Annotated in this window: 24 protein-coding genes and 3 pseudogenes; 10 read left to right on the forward strand and 17 right to left on the reverse strand. The window is 61.7% G+C overall.

The genetic code is table 11. The features are described 5' to 3' along the window. Positions 1-39: 39 nt before the first annotated feature. From HMPREF3120_RS09260 to HMPREF3120_RS09270, 3 genes are read right to left on the reverse strand one after another with little or no spacing between them, the layout of a single operon-like run. Complete coding sequence (locus tag HMPREF3120_RS09260) at positions 40-717, reverse strand: DUF6542 domain-containing protein (RefSeq protein WP_180949987.1); 678 nt, start codon at positions 715-717, stop codon at positions 40-42. An 11-nt stretch (positions 718-728) separates the two neighbouring features. After that, positions 729-1,778: a DNA recombination protein RmuC gene (locus HMPREF3120_RS09265; RefSeq protein WP_070421673.1), complete on the reverse strand. Its 1,050-nt coding sequence runs from the start codon at positions 1,776-1,778 to the stop codon at positions 729-731. Between the two features lie 31 nt (positions 1,779-1,809). Next, positions 1,810-3,186: an AI-2E family transporter gene (locus HMPREF3120_RS09270; RefSeq protein WP_246815460.1), complete on the reverse strand. Its 1,377-nt coding sequence runs from the start codon at positions 3,184-3,186 to the stop codon at positions 1,810-1,812. Positions 3,187-3,269: 83 nt separating this feature from the next. On the opposite strand from HMPREF3120_RS09270, the gene ychF reads away from it, so the two are divergent. The 4 genes from ychF to HMPREF3120_RS09290 all read left to right on the forward strand — a co-directional run bounded on the left by ychF (position 3,270) and on the right by HMPREF3120_RS09290 (position 7,434). Then, the gene (gene ychF / locus HMPREF3120_RS09275; protein ID WP_070452600.1) at positions 3,270-4,358 is read left to right on the forward strand and encodes a redox-regulated ATPase YchF; all 1,089 of its coding nucleotides are present in this window, start codon (positions 3,270-3,272) and stop codon (positions 4,356-4,358) included. Positions 4,359-4,376: 18 nt separating this feature from the next. Next, complete coding sequence (locus HMPREF3120_RS12390) at positions 4,377-4,673, forward strand: recombinase family protein (protein WP_070452603.1); 297 nt, start codon at positions 4,377-4,379, stop codon at positions 4,671-4,673. A 255-nt stretch (positions 4,674-4,928) separates the two neighbouring features. Beyond that, on the forward strand, positions 4,929-6,713 hold the full coding sequence (locus HMPREF3120_RS09285) for a hypothetical protein (protein WP_228496378.1): 1,785 nt from the start codon (positions 4,929-4,931) through the stop codon (positions 6,711-6,713). After that, positions 6,700-7,434, forward strand: coding sequence for an ATP-binding cassette domain-containing protein (locus HMPREF3120_RS09290; protein ID WP_016456434.1), 735 nt, complete (start codon positions 6,700-6,702; stop codon positions 7,432-7,434). Before HMPREF3120_RS09285 ends, HMPREF3120_RS09290 begins: the two co-directional genes overlap by 14 nt. A gap of 133 nt (positions 7,435-7,567) precedes the next feature. Here the strand turns inward: HMPREF3120_RS09290 and HMPREF3120_RS12395 are convergent. Next, positions 7,568-7,690: pseudogene (locus HMPREF3120_RS12395) on the reverse strand (IS3 family transposase); the annotation flags it as partial. Between the two features lie 146 nt (positions 7,691-7,836). On the opposite strand from HMPREF3120_RS12395, the gene HMPREF3120_RS09295 reads away from it, so the two are divergent. Together HMPREF3120_RS09295 and erm are read left to right on the forward strand one after the other, a co-directional pair. Continuing rightward, positions 7,837-8,070, forward strand: coding sequence for a recombinase family protein (locus HMPREF3120_RS09295; protein WP_224784272.1), 234 nt, complete (start codon positions 7,837-7,839; stop codon positions 8,068-8,070). A 349-nt stretch (positions 8,071-8,419) separates the two neighbouring features. Beyond that, positions 8,420-9,274 carry a 23S ribosomal RNA methyltransferase Erm gene (gene erm, locus HMPREF3120_RS09300; protein ID WP_070452609.1) on the forward strand — a complete coding sequence of 285 codons (855 nt, stop codon included), beginning with the start codon at positions 8,420-8,422 and terminating at the stop codon, positions 9,272-9,274. Between the two features lie 70 nt (positions 9,275-9,344). On the opposite strand, the gene HMPREF3120_RS12400 is transcribed toward erm, so the two are convergent. From HMPREF3120_RS12400 to merA, 4 genes and pseudogenes are all read right to left on the reverse strand, one after another. Further along, positions 9,345-9,698: a type IIL restriction-modification enzyme MmeI gene (locus HMPREF3120_RS12400; RefSeq protein WP_016423158.1), complete on the reverse strand. Its 354-nt coding sequence runs from the start codon at positions 9,696-9,698 to the stop codon at positions 9,345-9,347. A 374-nt stretch (positions 9,699-10,072) separates the two neighbouring features. Further along, positions 10,073-10,462: pseudogene (locus HMPREF3120_RS09310) on the reverse strand (peptide chain release factor I). 192 nt (positions 10,463-10,654) lie between these two features. Next, positions 10,655-11,005 carry a hypothetical protein gene (locus tag HMPREF3120_RS09315; protein ID WP_005293255.1) on the reverse strand — a complete coding sequence of 117 codons (351 nt, stop codon included), beginning with the start codon at positions 11,003-11,005 and terminating at the stop codon, positions 10,655-10,657. Continuing rightward, a complete protein-coding gene (gene merA / locus HMPREF3120_RS09320) occupies positions 11,002-12,423 on the reverse strand; it encodes a mercury(II) reductase (protein ID WP_070452615.1) in 1,422 nt (473 codons plus the stop codon). Before merA ends, HMPREF3120_RS09315 begins: the two co-directional genes overlap by 4 nt. A gap of 98 nt (positions 12,424-12,521) precedes the next feature. On the opposite strand from merA, the gene HMPREF3120_RS09325 reads away from it, so the two are divergent. After that, positions 12,522-12,911, forward strand: a complete 390-nt coding sequence (locus HMPREF3120_RS09325; RefSeq protein ID WP_005290994.1) for a heavy metal-responsive transcriptional regulator — start codon at positions 12,522-12,524, stop codon at positions 12,909-12,911. A gap of 46 nt (positions 12,912-12,957) precedes the next feature. On the opposite strand, the pseudogene HMPREF3120_RS12405 reads toward HMPREF3120_RS09325, so the two are convergent. Continuing rightward, positions 12,958-13,203: pseudogene (locus tag HMPREF3120_RS12405) on the reverse strand (alkane 1-monooxygenase); the annotation flags it as partial. 82 nt (positions 13,204-13,285) lie between these two features. Continuing rightward, positions 13,286-13,636 (reverse strand): VOC family protein, encoded by a 351-nt coding sequence (locus HMPREF3120_RS09335; protein WP_070452620.1) that lies wholly within the window; start codon positions 13,634-13,636, stop codon positions 13,286-13,288. Between the two features lie 333 nt (positions 13,637-13,969). Here HMPREF3120_RS09335 and HMPREF3120_RS09340 point away from each other — a divergent pair, with 333 nt between their 5' ends. Then, on the forward strand, positions 13,970-14,251 hold the full coding sequence (locus tag HMPREF3120_RS09340) for a type II toxin-antitoxin system RelE/ParE family toxin (protein ID WP_005290974.1): 282 nt from the start codon (positions 13,970-13,972) through the stop codon (positions 14,249-14,251). A 34-nt stretch (positions 14,252-14,285) separates the two neighbouring features. Then, complete coding sequence (locus HMPREF3120_RS09345) at positions 14,286-14,546, forward strand: HigA family addiction module antitoxin (protein WP_070452758.1); 261 nt, start codon at positions 14,286-14,288, stop codon at positions 14,544-14,546. Between the two features lie 13 nt (positions 14,547-14,559). Here the strand turns inward: HMPREF3120_RS09345 and HMPREF3120_RS09350 are convergent, their stop codons facing one another. Genes HMPREF3120_RS09350 through relB form a run of 4 tightly spaced genes read right to left on the reverse strand, consistent with a single transcriptional unit; the run spans position 14,560 to position 16,176 of the window. Next, the gene (locus HMPREF3120_RS09350; protein WP_083284865.1) at positions 14,560-15,150 is read right to left on the reverse strand and encodes a putative glycolipid-binding domain-containing protein; all 591 of its coding nucleotides are present in this window, start codon (positions 15,148-15,150) and stop codon (positions 14,560-14,562) included. A gap of 48 nt (positions 15,151-15,198) precedes the next feature. Next, positions 15,199-15,642, reverse strand: a complete 444-nt coding sequence (gene arfB, locus HMPREF3120_RS09355) for an alternative ribosome rescue aminoacyl-tRNA hydrolase ArfB (protein ID WP_070452622.1) — start codon at positions 15,640-15,642, stop codon at positions 15,199-15,201. A gap of 21 nt (positions 15,643-15,663) precedes the next feature. Then, entirely contained in the window at positions 15,664-15,951 is a 288-nt protein-coding gene (locus HMPREF3120_RS09360; protein WP_070452625.1) for a type II toxin-antitoxin system RelE family toxin, read from the reverse strand. 9 nt (positions 15,952-15,960) lie between these two features. Then, entirely contained in the window at positions 15,961-16,176 is a 216-nt protein-coding gene (gene relB, locus HMPREF3120_RS09365) for a type II toxin-antitoxin system RelB family antitoxin (protein WP_070452628.1), read from the reverse strand. Positions 16,177-16,341: 165 nt separating this feature from the next. Here relB and HMPREF3120_RS09370 point away from each other — a divergent pair, with 165 nt between their 5' ends. Beyond that, entirely contained in the window at positions 16,342-16,578 is a 237-nt protein-coding gene (locus HMPREF3120_RS09370; RefSeq protein ID WP_070452630.1) for a VOC family protein, read from the forward strand. On the opposite strand, the gene HMPREF3120_RS09375 is transcribed toward HMPREF3120_RS09370, so the two are convergent. The 3 genes from HMPREF3120_RS09375 to HMPREF3120_RS09385 form a co-directional block, all read right to left on the reverse strand. Then, a complete protein-coding gene (locus HMPREF3120_RS09375; RefSeq protein WP_083284866.1) occupies positions 16,575-17,612 on the reverse strand; it encodes an FUSC family protein in 1,038 nt (345 codons plus the stop codon). The two genes, HMPREF3120_RS09370 and HMPREF3120_RS09375, sit on opposite strands and share 4 nt — an antisense overlap. Positions 17,613-17,762: 150 nt before the next feature. Then, entirely contained in the window at positions 17,763-18,794 is a 1,032-nt protein-coding gene (locus HMPREF3120_RS09380; RefSeq protein WP_070452635.1) for a sensor histidine kinase, read from the reverse strand. Continuing rightward, the gene (locus HMPREF3120_RS09385; RefSeq protein ID WP_208856611.1) at positions 18,791-19,459 is read right to left on the reverse strand and encodes a response regulator transcription factor; all 669 of its coding nucleotides are present in this window, start codon (positions 19,457-19,459) and stop codon (positions 18,791-18,793) included. The genes HMPREF3120_RS09380 and HMPREF3120_RS09385 overlap by 4 nt, the downstream gene beginning before the upstream one ends. Positions 19,460-19,518: the final 59 nt, after the last annotated feature.

Here is a 19,518-nt window from a genome sequence, read left to right on the forward strand (position 1 = left end):
GACCAAAGGCCTTGCCCCGTTGACATCGGGACAAGGCCTTTAGCCTTTGTACAAGTCCTCGCCGAGGCGGTGAACCGCACGTGAAGAACCACCGGTTTCTCCGGATCTACGCGAGCCACTCGCATTTGCCTTGCGACGACGCGCCCCCTCCGACTTCGCCCGCTCCAACAACTCCTGCACAGGAACCGACCGAGCCTGCTCGCGAGCCCTCCGCCCTTGAGAATTTGTGCGACGGTTGCTGCGGTTCTGCGAGGTCCGCTGGGCGGTTTCGCGTCGGCGAATCGCATCGTTTTGCCGACGGATCAGTCGCAGCCGCACCGCAGCGATAAGCAGCGAGCCCGCGGTGGTGAAAAACAGCACCGGGAAGTACTCCGCCACCGGGTACGCGATACCGAGCAGTGCAGTCTTAGCGCTCGCGCCGCCAGCCGACAGGCTCTCGCGCGACATGAAGTAACCCGTGGCCACCAGCGCGGCGACAAACATTAATGGTGCGCTCGTCACCGTCAGGGAAAGCCCCTTCGGGTTCACCAACGTGGTCACCACGATGACCGCGAGGGCATACAGCGCAAGAAACGGCCACGAAATTACACCTGCGGACAGCGACAGCAGCACGCCGGTGAACAGGGCGGCGAACACGATGCCGAGGCCAGACCCCGTCGGCAACCCAACAAAGGTGGCGGACGTAGGGGAATGGCTCCGGCTCGAAAGATGTGACACGCTGACGCAGCTTACCTGTCATTGTCCTCCGCCATGTGCCGGGCACGCGTTGAAACCGGATTCAGCTCGGGCGCCTGCTCCCGCCGTACGGGAACGTTGGCCTCCTCAAGCTTGCGGGCCGTCACCATTACGCGGGAATCCATCGACGCCAACGTGGCGTTGTATGCCTCAACTGCCTTCTCCAATGAGGCGCCGACTTTGTTGTAGTGGCGGGCCATCGTCGATAAACGCTGATGCAGTTCCGCACCGAGGCGCTGCACCTCCTTCGCGGACGCGTTGATAGCTTCCTGCCGCCACCCCAGCGCCACTGTGCGTAGCAGCGCAAACAGTGTGGTCGGGGTGGCGATGACCACGTCGCGCGAAAACGCATAGTCAAGCAGTTCCGGATCGAGCCCGAGCGCGGCATCCAAAAACGGGTCAGCTGGCACAAACAACACGACGAACTCCGGGGTCGGCTGAAACGCGTTGATGTAGGTCTTGTTTGACAACGTATCCACATGCGAACGCAGCAAATGCGCATGGCGGCGCAGGTGGGCCTCGTGTTCCTCAGGATCGTCTGTGTTCAGCGCGTCGAGGTAAGAGCCGAACGGAACTTTCGCGTCCACCACGATGTTTCGGCCCTGGGTGAGGCGGATGATCATGTCGGGGCGGACCCGGGTGTCGTCGATACGCATGTGCGCCTGCGTATCAAAGTCGACATGTTCGAGCATGCCTCCGAGCTCCACGACGCGCTCCAGCTGCATCTCGCCCCAACGCCCGCGCGTCTGCGGGGAGCGCAGCGCAGTGATGAGTTGATCGGTGCGGTCACCGAGGCGCGCGGAGGTGCGCCCGATCGCCTGCACCTGCCCTGCGATTGCCGACGACGCCACCGCCTGCTGCTTATCCATCGCATCAAGCTGCTCACGCATGTCCTTCAACGCGCGAGCGACGGGGCGTAGATCCTGCGGCGGAGCTGGCTGTGGGGCAGAACGACGAAACCACGCCACGCCGGTGAACACCCCGACGATAAACCCGGCGAGGAGACCCGTTGCAAGGATGAGAAAGACCGTGGAGGTTTGCATGCCGGAGATCTAACCACCCCGGCACGACACACTACTCGTCGGGTTCGCTTTTATGTTCGAAATCCCGGCGTCGCAAGATGGTGCGATTGCCTACCTCGCGCAACTTCTTCAAGCTGTTCGACGCGAAGTGGGGCGACTCCTTGTCCTCATCACCTTCTTGCACGTCCTCTTCGGGGGTCTGCGGAGCGTTGACCCAGTCGCGCTCGCCGCGCCACGCCTCGCGCTTGTGCACCGACTCTGCCTCGTCGATTTCGGCGATGAGCTTGCCTTCTTCGGTGGCAAAAGTGAGGTCCTCGGCACGGACCTCGCCGGCGTTGATGCGCAGGATGTCCAACACGTAGCGGTACACCACAGCGATCATCGCAGCTGTCGGCACCGCGAGGAAACCGCCCATGAGGCCGAAGAGGCCACCGCCGACGGTCACGGAGATCAGCACGATCACCGGGTGCAAGTTCATCGCCTTGGACTGCAGTAGGGGAGAGAGCACGTTGCCCTCAAGCTGCTGGGTCGCGAGGACGATGCCAAGCACGATCAGGGCCTTGGTGAACCCGAGCGTGACCAGTGCGATCAGGACCGCCAAAGCGCCTGCGACCACGGCGCCGACGATCGGGATGAAGCCCGCAACGAACGTAATAATCGCAAGCGTGAACGCCATGGGAACGCCGACGATGGCAATGCCAATGCCGATCACCAGCGCATCGATGAGGGAACACACCGCCTGCGCCCTGATGAAGCCCGACAGGGTGTTCCAAGCGCGGGTCAACAGTTCCGTGAAGTGGAGTCCCGTGCGTCCGCCCGTCGCGCCGCGCAGCCACGGCAGGAAGCGGTGGCCGTCCTTCAGGAAGAAGAAGGTCAGCACGAACAGCACCATCAGCGTCACCGACAGGCCTGCCGCGGTGTTGATGCCGGAGAACACGCCACCGGCGATGGCGCCGGCCTGGTTCTGGACCCACCGCGTGATTTCGTCGACACCCTCGTTCAGGTTCTCCGGATTCACGTTCAGCGGTGGACCCTGCGCCCACAACTGCAGGCGCTGCACACCCTCGAGCGCCTGGATGTACAGCAGCCGCGATTGGCCCACAATATCGGGGGCGACGATCATGCCGAGGGCTGCCAGCACGCCGAAGAACAGCAACATGGTCACCATGGCCGCGATGCCGTCGGTGAACTTATGGTTGCGCAGCCAGCTCGCAACCGGGGCAAGCACCGTGCACACAATCAGCGCGAGCACCGCAGGCAACACGCCGACCCAAAAGGCGCCGATGAGCTTGCCGATTGCGAAGAAAAACAGCGCGATGACCAGCAGGCGCAGCGTAAACTTCGCCCCGGAGGAAACCCAGGCGTTAAACACCACGATGCGATCGACGCGGTCGTCGCGCTTGTCTGCAGTCTGATTCGGAGCGGTCACGCGAACTATTGTGCCCCACTGCACATTGCTTTGCGACGAACCCCTCACAACCAGCGCCACAACGTGGGATAGGATGGAGCGCCGTGAGCCTTACTCTTGGAATTGTCGGTCTGCCCAACGTCGGTAAATCCACCTTGTTTAATGCGCTGACGCGCAACGAGGTGCTTGCCGCTAACTACCCGTTCGCCACCATCGAGCCGAACATCGGCCTGGTGGAGCTGCCGGATCCGCGCCTGGATCGGCTGGCGGAGATCTTCGACTCGGAGCGCGTGCTGCCAGCAACCGTGTCCTTCGTGGACATCGCCGGCATCGTCAAGGGCGCGTCCGAGGGCGAGGGCATGGGTAACGCCTTCTTGGCCAACATCCGTGAGGCGGACGCGATCTGCCAGGTGGTGCGTGCGTTTTCCGACGACAACGTCATCCACGTCGACGGCCAGGTCAACCCGTCCTCGGACATCGACGTGATTAACACCGAGCTGATCCTCGCGGACCTGCAGACCATCGAAAAGGCCCTGCCACGCCTGGAGAAGGAAGGCCGCAAGGACAAGGACGTCGCCGACCAGGCCGAGGAGGCTAAGAAGGCCCAGGCCATTCTCGAAGACGGCCGCACCCTCTTCGCCGCCTCCAAGACCGGCGATATCGACCTGGCACTGCTGCACCACCTGCACCTGATGACCGCCAAGCCGTTCCTCTACGTCTTCAACTCCGACGAAGCCGTGCTGACCGACGAGGCGAAGAAACAGGAACTGCGCGAACTCGTCGCCCCGGCCGAGGCTGTGTTCCTCGACGCCCAGACCGAAACCGAGCTGCTCGAACTTGACGACGAAGACGCAGCCGAGCTCCTCGCCGCCGTCGGCCAAAACGAACCAGGTTTGAAGACCCTGGCCAAGGCCGGCTTTGACACCCTCGGCCTGCAGACCTACCTCACCGCAGGCCCGAAGGAGGCTCGCGCCTGGACCATCCACAAGGGGGACACCGCCCCGAAGGCCGCAGGCGTGATCCACTCCGACTTTGAAAAGGGTTTCATCAAGGCCGAGATCGTCGGCTTCGAAGACCTGGACGCGCTCGGCTCCATGGCCGAGGCCCGCGCCGCCGGCAAGGTCCGCCAGGAAGGCAAGGACTACGTCATGGTCGACGGCGACGTGGTCGAGTTTCGTTTCAATGTAACCTAAATACGCTATGAATAGCGTATGACTACACGCGCTGCTATTTACCTCCGTATCTCGTTAGATGCTGCCATGGACGGCCTCGCCATCGACCGGCAGCGTCAGGACTGCGAAGCCCTCGCCGAGCAACGCGGCTGGGACGTCGTGCATACCTACGTCGATCAATCGATCTCTGCATCAAAGAAGGACGTGGACCGTCCCGACGAATCGGTGCCATACTTCGACTGTGACCGTCAACGGCAGAACGCAACGAAGCATCAACACCCGCGGCGGCCAGAAGTCGATCGCCGAGCTTTCGGCAACGAATTTGCCGGGCACTAAGGACAGCTACTACTACAACTTCTGCTAGAACTCATGCGCATTCGACCCCTAGTACTTGGGCTTTTGAGCCTACTTCTTGCTGCAGTCATCGCGACTACTGGGTGGCTGCTGACAGCCCTGGTTGACTCCACCAAGCCCTTGTCCTTAGGGGTCGAATCAACCTTTAGTCTTGACTACGTCGAGCCTAAGACTTCACTCGCGGAGGAACTTGAGTCAGACTACGCACCGACGGTAATCCGTAACTCACTGGTTTCATTGGCCGAGCAGAACGGCTACTCCATCTACCGGCTGACTGGCACCGATGACGCAAGCGGGACTTCCCACGAGGTTTTCATCCCGCTGGAGCAAAATTATCCAGCACCGGAACGCATTCCCCGGCTCAACCGGCCGGATGCCTTGAGCCAAGCGTCCAGTGAGCTTGGGTCGCTGGATTACCACGGTGACTACGTCTTGGTTCCCAAAGCAACGGGTGGCAATGCGAACCACTTCTACGAATCGGCCAGGAATGACGGGCTCAGGCTAAGCGAAAAGACGCAGTTCCTTCACCTCATCCAATCGGTCGTATTCCGCCTGCCCGCGTTGGTGGCGATCCTGTTTCTATTTGTCGTTTCCCTTTTTGCCCTGGTATTTGTTCTTCGGGTTTCCGGTCTTAGATTGGCAGCGCTGCGCACAATAAATGGCGGGCACCGCAGTCAAAAAGGCAATTGGCGGCAATGGGCCTTTGTCATCCTCCCACACCTAGTTCTCATTGGCCTTGCGAGTACATTCCTCGCCCGCCAAGGAAGCTATTCTTTTGCTTTCCTGTTCCTCAGGTTCTACGCCGCCGGGATAGGCTTGGCCCTGGCCACCACCGGTTTGGCCGTAGCCGTCACCGCCCCATTGTTGCGCCGCGCAGTAGCGCTGCTGGGGCAGCGTGCCCCCGCAGAGAAGGCGGCGGGAAAAGCGCTGAAAGTAATTTCGGTCTTTACCTGCGTGACCTTTGTAGCAGCGGGTCTTAGCTCAGCGGCTGCGCTCCGCTCCTACCAGCAGGAATCCGAGGCCCAGCAGACCTGGAAATCTCTCGCGGAGTTTGGAGCCTTGCATTTTTCAGCCAACTTCGACGGCCCTGCTGGCCGCGCGGAAGGAGGCGAGCTCTTGCCGCCCAGTGTGCAGCAGAACTTCCGCGACTTCGCGCTCAGCTGGGAACGGGAGCACGGGGCTGTCCTCAGCCATACTTTGCCGAAAGAAGGTACCGGTGTGCCGGACTCCTGCCCCGTGGCACTTGCTAACCGCCAATGGCACGATCTGCAGGATTATCAGTTCCGTCCCGGAGACGACAACCACTCGGTCGACTATTCCGCAGCCCAAGAGCATTTCGCAGCTTCCGTGGATCTGTGGGCTCAGGAATCCGGCGACCTGCTCCTTAAGTCTGCGCAAATTGGTCCGGTCAGTGCCGATCATGCGGTCGGATTCATTAGTGGAACAATGTCGGGGGAACTGGTTCCCGGCGATTGTTTTTACGTGCTTGAAACGGACGATCTATCCGGCTTCGACGCAGACTTCCTAAGCTCCACAGCTTCGAGTGAAAATTTGCTCTTCGCGGATTTCTCGGAACTGGGTCCAGAACTTACCGCTGCCGGCCTCGAAGGCTACGTGTACCCGGTACGCGCGGCCGATCGCGGTCTGGCCGAACTAGTAGCCAGCACGGCGCTGTTCTGGCTGAATATCCTGAGCGTCCTCGGAGCTTTGCTCGCCACGCTTGCGGCCTTGATAGTCCAGGCGCGCATCCAGCTCCGAGTTCACCGTCGCCTCCTGGTACTCCTCCACAGCGCTGGGCAATCACCGGACAAAACGATGTGGCGACTATTCAAAAGCCAACTGGTCAGCCTGACAGTTGTCGTCATATTGTCCGTCCTGGCTCCGCTACTGCTTCCCAACCCGTTCCTCTACACCTTCACCGCGCTAAGCTGCCTTGTCTTAATCGTCTACCTCGGTTTTGCCCGTCTCAGTATTTCTCAGCACATGTCCGCCTCCCCTAGGAGTCACAATGTCATTGGCTAGCCCCAATCAGTCCCCCACTCTGCCGCCGGAGATTTCCACCTCTCATCTCTGTCTCGCCGCGGAGTCGACTTTTTCTGTGGGGCGCAGCACGCGGATGGTGAAGAAGTCCCTCGTGGAAAATGCAACGTTTTCCCTACCCGGGCCAGGCTTTGTCGCCATCTGTGGAGCCAGCGGTTCCGGAAAGACTTTGCTGCTCAACACCTTGGCCGGGCTCCTGCCGCCGGCGGACGGCCTCCTCCGGATAGACGGTGAGAATGCCTCCGCGTGGAGGATGAAGCGGAGGCGGAGATTCTGGCGAGAACGCGCAGCGATAATCCACCAAGACCACGGAATCATTCCCGAACTAAGCTGCGAAGATAACCTCACCCTCGGACTATCCAGGAAGCAATACTCCAAAGAAGAATTGCTGCACTCCCTCGGCGAAGTCGGTCTTGATGTCCCCTTCGACGGGCCGGCAGCTATTCTCAGCGGAGGCGAGCAGCAGCGGCTGGCGATCGCCCGAGCCCTGCTCCGCGGCGCGGCTTATGTGTTCGCTGACGAGCCGACCGCCTCCCTCGACCCCACTAACCGCGACCAAGTTATCGCGCTCCTGCGGCGAGCTGCGGACGGGGGCGCACTCGTTCTGGCCGCCACGCACGATGCCGCAGTTATTGCTGCCGCTGACAGCACCTTGCGCATCAATGATCGCCAGGTCACAGTCTCCGGCTCTGCGCGGGATTAAATCGCGATGCCCGCGGCCTTGGCCACCTTCCGGTACCCGGCCGCATGGTCCGCGACGCTGGCGTGGGCGTTGAGTCCGCTGGGGTTGTCGAGCACGGGCCTGACCCCCGGAAAGTAGACACGTCGGGGGTTAGCTATGCTGCTTGGGCCAGCGTAGCTGATGTGAGTGCTTCGAAGTCATTGGGGGCTAGAAAGTTGCACCAGGAGTGCCGTCTGCGGGTGTTGTAGCGCATGCACCACCGGAAGACTTCTTGGCGACTGATGTCGAAGTGGTCGGGTTTTAAGTTCAATGTTAGCTAAGGGCCTTATTAAAAGCGTTTGGCAACACGCGCTCCTATTTACCTTCGTATCTCGCGAGACGCTGACGTGGATGGCCTCACCATCGACCGGCAGCGTCAGGACTGTGAAGCCATTGCAAAGCAGCGTGGCTTGGACGTTGGACATAGGACATAACTACGTCGATCAGTCCATTTCCGCGTCAAAGAAGAATGTGGCTCGCCCCGACTACGACGCCATGGTGGCATCCTTTGAACGCGGCGAAATCGACGCGATCATCTGCTGGGACCTCGAACTACCCGCCCCACGTCGGTGGGTAGTCCGATCAGTCGGACAAAACTACTCCCGCACCACAGCGTAATAAGGGGTGCACCTTAAAAACATCCGGAGGTGGGGGTAACTCCCCCTCGTTGCCCAGAGACAAAATACGCCAGTGGCGTCTGTACGACGAGCCGAAGGTAGGACAAATTCCAATCCAGAGAGGTCTTGCACTGTTGCGGTGCGGTTGTCTTCTTTCTCACCGTATTGGACCCTGCGAAATTAATTGGATACGATAGGCCCATGTTGATTTCAGGTTCCGTTTTCATGCGGCCGCTCACCAGCCGCTAAGGCGGTTTTCTCCCTCCCGCAGGTTAGAAACCGCTCCGGTCCTTTAGCCGGGCGGCCATTTGCCATGCCCGGCTCCGTTTCAACTCCACGGAGCACACCTAATGTCTACATACGGATACGGCCGTCACGAACATGGCCAAAATTTTCTCACAGACCACAAGATCATCAACTCCATCGTCGATCTTGTAAAACAAACCTCCGGCCCCATCATTGAGATCGGGCCAGGAAGCGGTGCCCTCACCCACCCGATATCCCACTTGGGGAGGGCAATAACGGCAGTTGAGGTAGACGCAAAACTAGCTGCCAAACTCACAAAAAAGACCGCCTCGGCGTCGGTCGAAGTGGTCCATGATGATTTCCTCAACTTCCGGTTACCCGCCACTCCCTGCGTCATTGTGGGAAACATTCCCTTTCACCTCACCACTGCCATTCTTCGAAAGTTGTTGCATGCGCCGGCATGGACTGACGCTGTACTCCTCATGCAGTGGGAAGTCGCTCGCCGCCGGGCCGGGGTAGGTGCAAGCACGATGATGACAGCTCAGTGGTCCCCGTGGTTCACGTTTCACCTTGGTTCCCGAGTACCAAGGTTTGCTTTCCGGCCACAGCCAAACGTTGACGGGGGGATCTTAGTGATCCGCCGGGTGGGTGACCCGAAGATCCCGATAGAGCAACGCAAAGCCTTTCAGGCGATGGTGCACACCGTTTTCACCGCCCGGGGACGCGGGATAGGGGAAATTCTCCGAAGGGCAGGGTTGTTTTCATCACGTTCAGAGACACAATCATGGTTGCGCTCGCGAGGAATCGACCCCGCAACCCTACCTCCCAGATTGCACACCAGCGACTGGATCGATCTCTTCCAGGTGACTGGTTCCTCTTCACCGCGCCATCGGCCCATTTCACAATCGGGAAGTAGTCAACGCCCTCCTCAACGGAAAAATCGAGGCCGGCGGCGGTAATCCCCCCACCACCAAAACCGAAATCCACCAGTAGTAGTGAACGACCCATGTTCGTCTACCGTGAGCCGCGTTATGGCAGTGACGTGTTCTCGTCGGGCACAGTCATAGTTCCCGGCGTTGCCAGCGACAGGGTTCTACACCCAGCAGCGGGACCGATCAAAATCACCCGCACGGGGAACGACCCTGCTGGTGGTTTCGATTTTGATGAAAGCGAGGAGACATAGCCCCTCGCCAACTCCCCGTAGCTGGCGAACAGTAGCTCCTGGCGCTGGCGCTCGTTGGTGAGTTTGCGTGCCACATCGAAAGCCTTATCGACTTCCCGGTCCAAGTTGTTGTGAGCCTTGAGCAGAATTGGGTCCATCGATAACGGGTTGTAGTGCTCCGCGAGTGACCGCTGGGGGTGCCGCTCGCGTGCCCGCAGCACCAACTGTCCAGCGTCGATGATTCGCTGCTGCGCCTTCTCATCTAGTTCACACAGAGCTGGTCCGCAGTTGTAGCTCCCGATGTACTCCGAAAAACGGAAAAAATAAATAGTGGGGATACATCAACCTTCCACTTTCCATTCTTCCGGCTCAGAGTATTGAGGGGTCTGGGACCGGGTCCGTAAACCCTTTATGTTTTTCGCGCACAGCGGTTTTTAGCGACGCACCCTATAGGTTTTCCGCAGAACTTATATGTGTTTCTGTGCACCCCATATGTTGTCTGTTTTAGCGGTATTTCGTTGTTAATTCCGCACGCGCGCATCAAATGGTTATTTATCGACGACACTCCGTCGAGTTCAAGTTCAACGTGTAGTGCTTAACCTCTGCGATGAACTCTTTGATCCCGGGACGTGATGAAGACTGGGGCTATTGTGCTCCCCCGAACGCTACGGCCCGGGGGCACGAGGCTGTGTCGCAGGTGCAGGCGAGAGGACCACTAGCGAAACACAGACCGCTGAGTCGACGCAGTCACGGTAAAGACGGAGCCGTCTAGGCGGTGCTCGAGGTTGCGCGGGATACGGTGACGCTGGGCGTCGGTAAGCGATGCGCATTCCGCGACATCGATGGAAAGCTGGACTTTGCCGTCCGTCGTGTTGACGCCCTGGCCGCCCGGAGTCGACGATTTCGCGAAACGCTCCGCGAGATCGGCGGCGATGACCGCACCGTCGGGGATCCCCGGGCCGGGTGCTATGGTCATGTCGTTCATGCCGCCCAGCCTAGGTGCCCACAACCCTTTCTCGTCTCGGCGGAAGCGGAGACCGCGTCGCGACGGCCGGGATCCAGCCTCAGTATTATCCTCGTCACCGGTTGATTCGAACGCTTTTTGCTCCTCCTTCTCCCGTCGGGCTTCGATTTCAGCGGCCTCCGCAGGTGGCAGTGATCGCTGGATCCGCTCGAACTACCGGTTCCGATCAGCGGTCGAAGGATTTTCGCAGCAGCCGGACCTGCGGCGCCGGTGCCGCCGCCGTAGCCTGACGAGCATCCCCGCCATGACGGCCATCACGACGGCGGTCCCGGCACCGATGATCCAGGGATTACCGAGGAGCCCACCGACGCCTGCGAGTGCTCCGCCCGCCGCGATGAACGGCAGGCCGCAGCAGAGCAGCGACGGAAGCGCGCAGCATGCCAGCAAGAGCAGCCCGGTCACTGCAGCGACGACGGGACCGGCGCGCCATTCGTCGCGGTCCTGATCGGCGCTCATCGTCTGCTTCAGGATGAGATCTCCCCGATTGCCTGCGTTGCCGTTCATGCGCAGCACGACAGCAGCGACGGGTCGGTGGTGAAGGCCTTCGCGGCGATTCGGATGCCCTCGGCCATGGTCAGGTAGGGGGCCCAGGCGTTGGCGACCTCGGCGACGGTCCTGCCGAGCACGTGGACGCCTGCGGCGGCGAGCTCCCCGGCGTCCTTGGCGACGGCGGTCAGGCCGAGGATCTCTTTCGTCTCGGCGTTCACGACGATCTTGATGAACCCGCGGGTGTCGCGGTTGACCAAGGCGCGGGGCACGTGGTGCAGGGGCAGGACGCGGCAGTCGCAGTGGATCCCCGCGGCGAGGACGTCCTTCTCGGTCATCCCGACCGCGCCGATCGCGGGCCCGGTGAACGTCACCCGCGGCAGGCGGGCGTAGTCGACGGACCGGTCGGCGTCTGCGAACGCGTTCTCGGCGACGAGGGTGCCGTGGTGGGCGGCGACGTAGACGAACTCGGGGTGCCCGGTCACGTCGCCCGCGGCCCAGACCCGCGGGTTCGAGGACTGCAGCCGGTCGGAGACGACCACCTCGCCGGAGTCTCCGGTATTCACCCCGACCGCATCGAGGTTCAGGCCATCGGTGACGGGACGGCGTCCGAGGGCGACCAGGACCTGGTCGGCGCGGAACTCCTGCGAGCCACCGGACAAGGCGGCGGTCACGACGGCCTCGCCTCCCGTGCCGCGGGAGACCCGGGTGGGCACTGCGCGGCTGACGACGCGGATGCCCCCGTCGGCGAACACCTCCTGGAGCGCCTTCGACACCTCCGGTTCCTCCTTCGAGGCGAGCCGGGACCGCACGAGCAGCGTGACCTGCGAGCCGAGGCGGGCGAACAGCTGCGCCTGCTCCAGGGCGACGTAGCCGCCGCCGAGCACCAGCAGCGACTCGGGGACCTCCGTCAGCTCCATCGCCGTGGTCGAGGTCAGGTATCCGGTCTCCTTCAGGCCGTCGATCGGCGGTGCCCACGGGCGAGAACCAGTCGCGACCAGGTAGTGGTGGGCCTCGATGGTCTCGACGCTTCCGTCGGATCCGGCAACATCGAGAACCGGCGCATCAGGGGTGCCCACGAACGAGGCGTCGCCGCGGAGGACCTGCCAGCCGTAGGAGTCGGCGACGTCGGCGTACTTCTCGCCGCGCAGCGACTCCACCAACGCTTGCTTCCCAGCGATCAGCGCGGGCATGTCGACGGGATCCGCCGTCGTCGCGATCCCGGGGAACCGGGTTGCGGCATCGACCGCGACGTGCCGCGCGCCGGCCGCGGCAATGAGCGCCTTCGACGGGACGCAGCCCGTGTTCACGCAGGTGCCGCCGAGCGTCCCGCGCTCGATCATCACCACCGACTTCCCGAGCGTGCTGGCGCGGATCGCAGCGGCGAACGCGCCGCCTCCCGATCCGATGATGGCGAGATCGTACTTCGTAGGCATCGCTACTCCTGTCAACTCTTGGCTTTCTGCTCTGTCTCAGCCATACTGGGCCTTCCAGTGCAGGGGAAGGTCAAGCGCGGCCACGGAAGGAGACAGCAATGTGGATCGGAGAACTCGCCGAGAGGGCGGGCACTACCGCGAAGACCCTTCGCTTCTACGAGGAACAGGGCCTTCTGCCCCCGACCGAGCGCACGCCGTCCGGATACCGCGACTACGCGCCCGAGACGGTCGCTCGGATCGACTTCATCCACCGCGGCCAGGCCGCGGGTCTCACTCTCGCCCAGATCCGCCAGATCCTCGACATCCGCGACGGCGGCCATGCGCCCTGCGAGCACGTGCGCGACCTGCTTGACGTGCGCCTCGCTGAGATCGAGCAGCAGATCGCGCAGCTCTCCGTGCTGCGCGACACTATCGCGGACCTTAGCCAGGACGCCGCGCACCCGGATCCTGAAACGTGCAGCACCGATCAAGTGTGTAGGTACTTGTAGACGGCGGGAGTCAATGGCTCAAACGCTACAACCCCGATATGCGCTAGCGTATGTCGATGCCGCCGGTGCCCACCTCGATGATTTTGGTGGTGGCCGCGATAGCACACAGCAGCGGCATCGGGGCGGAGGCCTGCAGTGCGAAGTGGTGGACTCGGAAGGACGCGTTGTTCACGCCGATTTTGTCCGCAGCTTGGGTGATCTCCAGACGAGTCTTGGCGATCTTTTCCGCAGATGGCCCGCACTAGCTGCCGAAGGCGTAATGCCCGAAGCTTAAGAAGCCGAACGCTTTCATTGGATAACACTCCTTTTGATGGTGTTAACGAGAGGGGGTAACTTTGCAACGACATACCGTGGAGTTCAAGTTCAACGTGTAGCTAGGCCTCGGGGCTGCCCACACAGAACTCGTTGCCCTCTGGATCCTGCATGACGGTCCACACCAATCCCGGTGCTTTGTGGGTGCCGAGTTCGGTTGCGCCCAAGCCTTTGAGGCGCTCTACTAAGGATTCGCGCTCCGCCCCGCCAGCGTCGATGTGCATGCGGTTCTTGCCAGGCGTGGGATCGTCAACGCGCTGAAACCCTAGCGCTGGGGTGGAATCAACCATCACGAAATCGCCGTAATCCGCGGCGATTTCGCAACCTGTGGCGGCGGACCAAAACTCGGCGAGCTGGGACGGTTCGAGGCAGTCGAAAGTGATCTGGCGGATCGTGAAGTTGGGGTCGCTCATGGGCATCATTATGGGGGCGGGGCTAAGAAACCGCAGCATGGTGTCCGGGCGGGGACTCAGCCTTCCGGCGTAGTGGAGCGTATTGAATCGCGAGGGTCACTCCCGCGAGAGCGCAAGAACTCGATGTCGTAGCCTTTTTCGGCTTCGGCGACCCAAGCATCAACCTGATCTTCACTGATCGGCTTCCCGTTTTATTGTCTTCACGGTAGCCACCGTAATGCGGAGCTTGCGACGGTGTGGTTGCGTAAAGTGGGTGTGCATTTGTATTCGGGCGAGCACAAACTTAACGTTGTGCGTTATTGACGCTTCGCGTTATGGGGGATAGGGTGAGACATGATCCAGTCATTCGCTGACAAGGACACTGAGCGTCTGTGGAATCGAGAGCGGGTCCGCTCGATCGATTCCCGCATTCACTCAGTAGCGCTGCGCAAGCTTCGCCAGCTTGGGTACGCGCAGACTCTCGATGAGTTACGGATTCCTCCGGGAAACCGGCTCGAGGCCTTGAAAGGCGACCGGCGGGGTCAGTTCAGCATTCGAATCAACGACCAGTGGCGGATCTGTTTTCGGTGGTCCGCCGCGGGGCCAGAGGAGGTTGAGATCGTTGACTACCACTGACAAGCTCCCTCCGGTTCACCCGGGTGAGATCCTTATGGAGGACTTTCTCAAGGAAATGGAGATCACCCAGCACAAGCTGGCCGTCTCCATCGGCGTTCCGCCCCGCCGGATCAACGAAATTGTTCACGGTAAGCGCGCTGTAACCGCTGACACTGCCCTTCGTTTGGCGAAGTTTTTCGGGATGAGCCCCCAGTTCTGGCTTGGGTTACAGGCCCAGTACGACCTGGATGTGGCAGAAGACAAAATCCTGGCGGAAATCGAACGGATTCAGCCGCTCCAGGCTGCCTCGGCGTAGCAGGTCAGCGACTTTAAATGCGTCGCGCCATGTCGGGGTAGTAGACGACAACCCCATCTTCGTCGACTTCGAGCTCTACATCGACTCCTCGTGTTCCGCTTGCGTAGCGAACTTTGTGTGAGTCGATTGAACTGTAGTACTGATCCGAGGCGATTACCTGGAGAGAGGGCATATCGATCCAGGCCATGATGAGCGGAGTCTTGGGGACATTCTCTTCGAGCAACCCGAGGCGCCGAATGGGCATCGTGTTTGTCAAGGGGCATAGACCCAGGTCACAGTCCACTGCAGTTTCCAGATCAGCTGGTTGTACAAGACCCGGTGACGGGAGGTGGTCCGGCTGGGTGCCTGATTCTTTAGTAGTCGATTTCCACTCGCCTTCTTCGGACCGTGTGAGCTTAAGGTGACGCTCCCAACCTTCGCCCACGACGTTGGCCACCACGTTTTGAGTTACCCAGTTTTCTACAGCCCTCAGATCCCAGGCGGCTTTGTAACCTTCCCCGACCTGGGTACCGCTAGCCGTCAAGCCAGTTTGGTGGAACTGCACCCTTGCTTCGTTCTGGATTAAGGGGTTGTCTACATGCTGCCATGTGTAAGTCCGTTCCATGCGCTGAAGCCTACTGGCCCAGGGCGCTTGTGGTCGATGGTGACAGCTCTAAGGAATCTGGGGCCGCTTCCTCATGGACTTCAGCTCCGAGCGACGCATCTTCGCTTCTCGACGGCGCCGCACCGAGCCCCTGGTCGGCTTCGTCTTGCGCCGCGGGGGAGGCGGCGGGGCGAGCGCCTCGCGCAGCAGGGCGGCCAACCGCTCGCGCGCCTCGGCACGGTTGCGGACCTGTGACCGCTGGGACGACGCTGCCACGGTGAGGACGGTGCCGTCTAGGCGATGCTCGAGGTTGCGCAAGATGCGGCGACGTTGGGCGTCGGTAAGCGATGCGCATGCGGCGATGTCGAGGGAAAGCTGTACCTTGCTGTCGGTGGTATTGACGCCCTGGCCGCCCGGCCCCGACGACTTTGCGAACCGCTCCGTCAGGTCGGCGGCCGCGATGACCACGCCGCCGGGGATCCCCGGGCCGGGCGCGATGGTCAGGTCGTTCATGCCGCCCACCCTACGTCCGAGCTAAAAATCGCGATAGATCTCGCGGCGATGACCGATTGAAAGCACTTCGATTGTGATTGTGCCTTCGTTGATGAGAGCGAGGATTCGGTATGTGCCGACGCGGTAGCGCCACTCGCCGGACCGATTCGCGATGAGCCCTTTCCCAAATGCTCGTGGGTTGGTGCAACCTTCCAAGTTGTCTTTGATCCAGGTGGCGATGATCCGCGCGTCGAAGCGGTCCATCTTCTTCAACTGTTTGCGGGCGCGGGCTGTGAATTCGACCTTGTACTCTCCTGCCGCTGCGTTCATTGAAAGTTGCTACTGATCGAGGTCGGCCAGAATTTCGTCGAGACTGTAGCGCTCGCCGGTGTCGTGAGCGATTGCGTCGCGAAGCTCCTGTAAATCGTGCGCATCCTCAATTTTCTCCAAGATCGCATCGCGGGCGAAGTCGGAAATAGTTACGCCCTCGAAGCGCGCGTACTTGCGCACTAGCTCGGCATCATTGTCATCCATCCGGATTGTCATCGTTGCCATGGGTACCCCTTTCATCAAACTGAATACAGTGTATTCAGCGGGTGACTGGCGTGCAATGGTCAATCGAGGGCTCGACGACTTCCGCTTACACTGGCGCGCATGAAGACATCGCTTTACGTTTCGATCCCCGGCAATGCCTGAGAGGCGCTCGAGTTTTATCACGGCGTGTTTGGCGGCGACGACCTGCAAAATCAGAAAGGCGCTCTCGACCGTGGCGTGTTTGGATTCACCGCCGACGTTGAGTCGGTGGAAGAAGGCGAGCGTCTCATCGAACGCCTTACCGCAGGCGGCGGCAAGGTCACTATGCCCTTCGCGCTGGCGCCATGGGGTGCGCATTTCGGAATGCTCGAGGATAAATTCGAGCTCGCATGGAACATCAGCACCGGAGACGGCCCCCGCTAACTCACCTTCCGCGGAAGCACCACGGTGGGGTACTTGCGCACGTATCCCACCGCGATGATCGCCAAAGCAGCCACCGCGCCGAGCATGGTTTCTGCGGTGCGGGCGAGCAGCATTGGGACGACTGGGGCGGCGTCGACAACTTGCACCATCAAAAGCGCGGTCGGGGTGATGAAGCTGGCGGCGATGGTGTAGTTGCGGGTCACGTACATCTCGGTCAGGTACTGCAGGATGACGATCCACACCACAATCTGCCAGCCCTGCGGATGGTGCGACAGGAGGAAGCCGGTCACAGCGATGCCGGTCAGGGTGCCAAGGACACGCTCGATGGCACGGAAGTACTGCACCTTAAACCGGGAGTTCACCAAGGGAGCGGCGGCAGCGACCATGGCCCAGTAGGAGTGGGAGAGGGGGTCGACAAGCGTCACTGAGATCAGTCCCAAGGTGCCGGCGAGCAGCGGGGCGAAGAAGAACCGGTTTGCCTCGACCGCAAGGCGGCGGCGCGGCACGCGGCCTGCGTCGGGGGCTCGGGTGGGGATTTCGCTTTCCTTCGCGTCGCCACCCGGCCCTTCGCCGATGAGGTGGGAGAACAAACCCAAAACAAGGCACACCAGCGCCGCGCCGCCCGCGATGGCGAAGGCGAGCAGCGGGTGGACCGGGTTACTTAAGGAACCGACGGCAGCAACGGCAAAAATCACAAACACGGAGCCAGTCGGCTTCATGTCGGTGGCCAGCGCGATCGTCGCCCACACAGACGACGCAATAGAGGTGACAATCAGCAGGACCCATGGGCTGAGATCAAACCACGCAATGGTCGCGCCGAGCGTCACCATCAAGGTCAGTGCGGTGCCGGCAAGAATGTGGTGCTTTAGGCGAATCTCGCGGGTGGCGTGGCGGCCATACACCCCGGTAAATGCACCGAAGTTTGCGTAGATAGCAAGGTCTAGCCGGCCGAGCGCCAGCAGGGTAAACATCGGGATGGCCACGCCGAGCGCGGTGCGGAAGGCAGGGATGTGGTCGCGTCGTGCAGGTCCCATCGTGAATAGTGGGCTGAAATGACGCAACCGTAACCTCCTCAATATCGAACTTTTCTCGTGCTGCCCTGCCGGGACACTCGCGACACTTTAATGGTCACTTCAAAACTTCGTCGAGTCGGGCTCCCGCATGCTGCTCTACATCCGGGAGCTTTAGGCCGGAAGCGATAGCTTTGCGACGAGCCCACCACCGGCCCGCGGCGCAAGCACCAGGGATCCGCCGTGGGCGTTTGCGATCGCATCGACGAGTGCCAGCCCGAGCCCGTGGCCGGCGCCTGAGGTGCGTTCGGCGCGCGCGAATGGTTCGGTCCAGGTTGAAACTTCGGCCGCGGAGTAGGTCTCGCCGCCGGATTCCACGGTGACCTCGGCGACGTTGCCCACCTTGCGCAGGGTGAGCGCGGGGTTGTTTCCGTGGGTGAGTGCGTTGCGCACCAGGTTGTCCACCGCCTGGCGGGTCAGGGTGGGGGAGGCGTCCACGGTCACGGGCACGGCGTCGGCGGGGACGTTGCGGTCGGCGCACACCTCGCGGCACAGTTCTGCCAGGTCGAGGCGCTGCCGGTCGCGCACGTCCACGTTGGCCAGCTGGAGTAGGGCGGCGACGGTGTCGGCGCTGCGGGCGTTGACCTCGCGCACGCGGGTTAGCGTGGGACGCAGCCCGCCGTCGTCGCCGGTCAGGGCCACGTCTGCCATGGTCTGGATGGTTGCGATCGGAGTCTTCAACTCATGGGAGGCGTTGGAGGCGAACCGGCGCTGGCGCTCCACTGCGCCCGCCAATTCGTCGAGCATGACGTTGAGCGCGTCGGCGAGTTCGCCGACCTCGTCGTCGGGACCATGGTGGGTGATGCGGGCTGAGAGGTCGCCGCGGGTGACGGAGGCGGCGTCGTCGGCAATGTCGCGAAGAGGTTTGATCACCAGGCCTGCCACGAACCAGCCGATCACACCCGCAAGCAGGGTCAACAGGGCAAGTACCGACAGGGAGGCGAGGAGGACGCGGCGCAGGATCTCGCTGGTGATCGGCACGGCACCGTCGATGATGACACCGTCCTCCACCGTGGGGAAGGTGGCCGTTACCGGCACCGGGGTGAGCTTCAGGTAGGCATACACTAGCCCGATCAGAGCCAACCCCATCCCAAGCACCGTGGCCACGAACATCACCGTAATGCGGGCCCGCAAACTCAGCCTCATCGTTCCTCCTCCGCCACGTAGTAGCCGGCGCCGGCCACGGTGTGCACGATGCGCGGCTCGCCTAGCTTCTTGCGCAGGTGCGACACCGTCACGCGCGGGGAGTTAGTGAACGGGTCCGCGTTTTCGTCCCACGCCTCCGCGAGCAGGTCCTCGGCAGAGATCACCCCGCCGTCGGCCTCCATGAGCACCTCGAGCACCGCGAACTCCTTCGGGCTCAGCGGCACAGTCTCGCCACCACGGGTGACCTCGCGCCGAAAGGTGTCTAGGCGCACATCCCCGCACCGATACACCTCGCCGCGCGCCGGGGCGTTGCGCTTCGCCAACGCATTAACCCGCGCGATCAGCTCCGGGACCTCGAACGGCTTGGGCAGATAGTCGTCCGCGCCGAGCCCGAAGCCTTCCAGCCTGTCGTCCAGGGACCCGGATGCGGTCAGCATGATCACCCGGGTCGCGGGATGCGTATCGACGACCCACCTGCACACCTCATCACCATGCAACCCCGGCAGGTCCCGGTCGAGGACGACGACGTCGGGGCGGGTGTCGTCGATACGCGAACGCGCCTCTACACCGTCATACACGGCGGTGGCCTGCATGTTCGCGTTGTTGAGTGCGGTGGCGATGGCGTCGGCGAGATAGGCTTCGTCGTCGACCACAAGTACCCGAATTGTCATGGCCCCGATCGTATCGGCGGGGGTGTTGCGTCCACGTTAACGTCACCGCAACA

This window comes from Corynebacterium sp. HMSC11D10 (assembly GCF_001806995.1).
GTDB lineage: Bacteria > Actinomycetota > Actinomycetes > Mycobacteriales > Mycobacteriaceae > Corynebacterium > Corynebacterium coyleae.

What these genes read in the sequence shown, in the direction of transcription:
- HMPREF3120_RS09265 (WP_070421673.1), bottom strand. Translation starts at nt 1,778, where the DNA reads ATGCAAACCTCCACGGTCTTTCTCATCCTTGCAACGGGTCTCCTCGCC.
- HMPREF3120_RS12390 (WP_070452603.1), top strand. Translation starts at nt 4,377, where the DNA reads ATGACTACACGCGCTGCTATTTACCTCCGTATCTCGTTAGATGCTGCC.
- HMPREF3120_RS09290 (WP_016456434.1), top strand. Translation starts at nt 6,700, where the DNA reads ATGTCATTGGCTAGCCCCAATCAGTCCCCCACTCTGCCGCCGGAGATT.
- erm (WP_070452609.1), top strand. Translation starts at nt 8,420, where the DNA reads ATGTCTACATACGGATACGGCCGTCACGAACATGGCCAAAATTTTCTC.
- HMPREF3120_RS09315 (WP_005293255.1), bottom strand. Translation starts at nt 11,005, where the DNA reads ATGAACGGCAACGCAGGCAATCGGGGAGATCTCATCCTGAAGCAGACG.
- merA (WP_070452615.1), bottom strand. Translation starts at nt 12,423, where the DNA reads ATGCCTACGAAGTACGATCTCGCCATCATCGGATCGGGAGGCGGCGCG.
- HMPREF3120_RS09325 (WP_005290994.1), top strand. Translation starts at nt 12,522, where the DNA reads ATGTGGATCGGAGAACTCGCCGAGAGGGCGGGCACTACCGCGAAGACC.
- HMPREF3120_RS09335 (WP_070452620.1), bottom strand. Translation starts at nt 13,636, where the DNA reads ATGAGCGACCCCAACTTCACGATCCGCCAGATCACTTTCGACTGCCTC.
- HMPREF3120_RS09340 (WP_005290974.1), top strand. Translation starts at nt 13,970, where the DNA reads ATGATCCAGTCATTCGCTGACAAGGACACTGAGCGTCTGTGGAATCGA.
- HMPREF3120_RS09345 (WP_070452758.1), top strand. Translation starts at nt 14,286, where the DNA reads ATGGAGGACTTTCTCAAGGAAATGGAGATCACCCAGCACAAGCTGGCC.
- HMPREF3120_RS09350 (WP_083284865.1), bottom strand. Translation starts at nt 15,150, where the DNA reads ATGGAACGGACTTACACATGGCAGCATGTAGACAACCCCTTAATCCAG.
- arfB (WP_070452622.1), bottom strand. Translation starts at nt 15,642, where the DNA reads ATGAACGACCTGACCATCGCGCCCGGCCCGGGGATCCCCGGCGGCGTG.
- HMPREF3120_RS09360 (WP_070452625.1), bottom strand. Translation starts at nt 15,951, where the DNA reads ATGAACGCAGCGGCAGGAGAGTACAAGGTCGAATTCACAGCCCGCGCC.
- relB (WP_070452628.1), bottom strand. Translation starts at nt 16,176, where the DNA reads ATGGCAACGATGACAATCCGGATGGATGACAATGATGCCGAGCTAGTG.
- HMPREF3120_RS09375 (WP_083284866.1), bottom strand. Translation starts at nt 17,612, where the DNA reads ATGGGACCTGCACGACGCGACCACATCCCTGCCTTCCGCACCGCGCTC.
- HMPREF3120_RS09380 (WP_070452635.1), bottom strand. Translation starts at nt 18,794, where the DNA reads ATGAGGCTGAGTTTGCGGGCCCGCATTACGGTGATGTTCGTGGCCACG.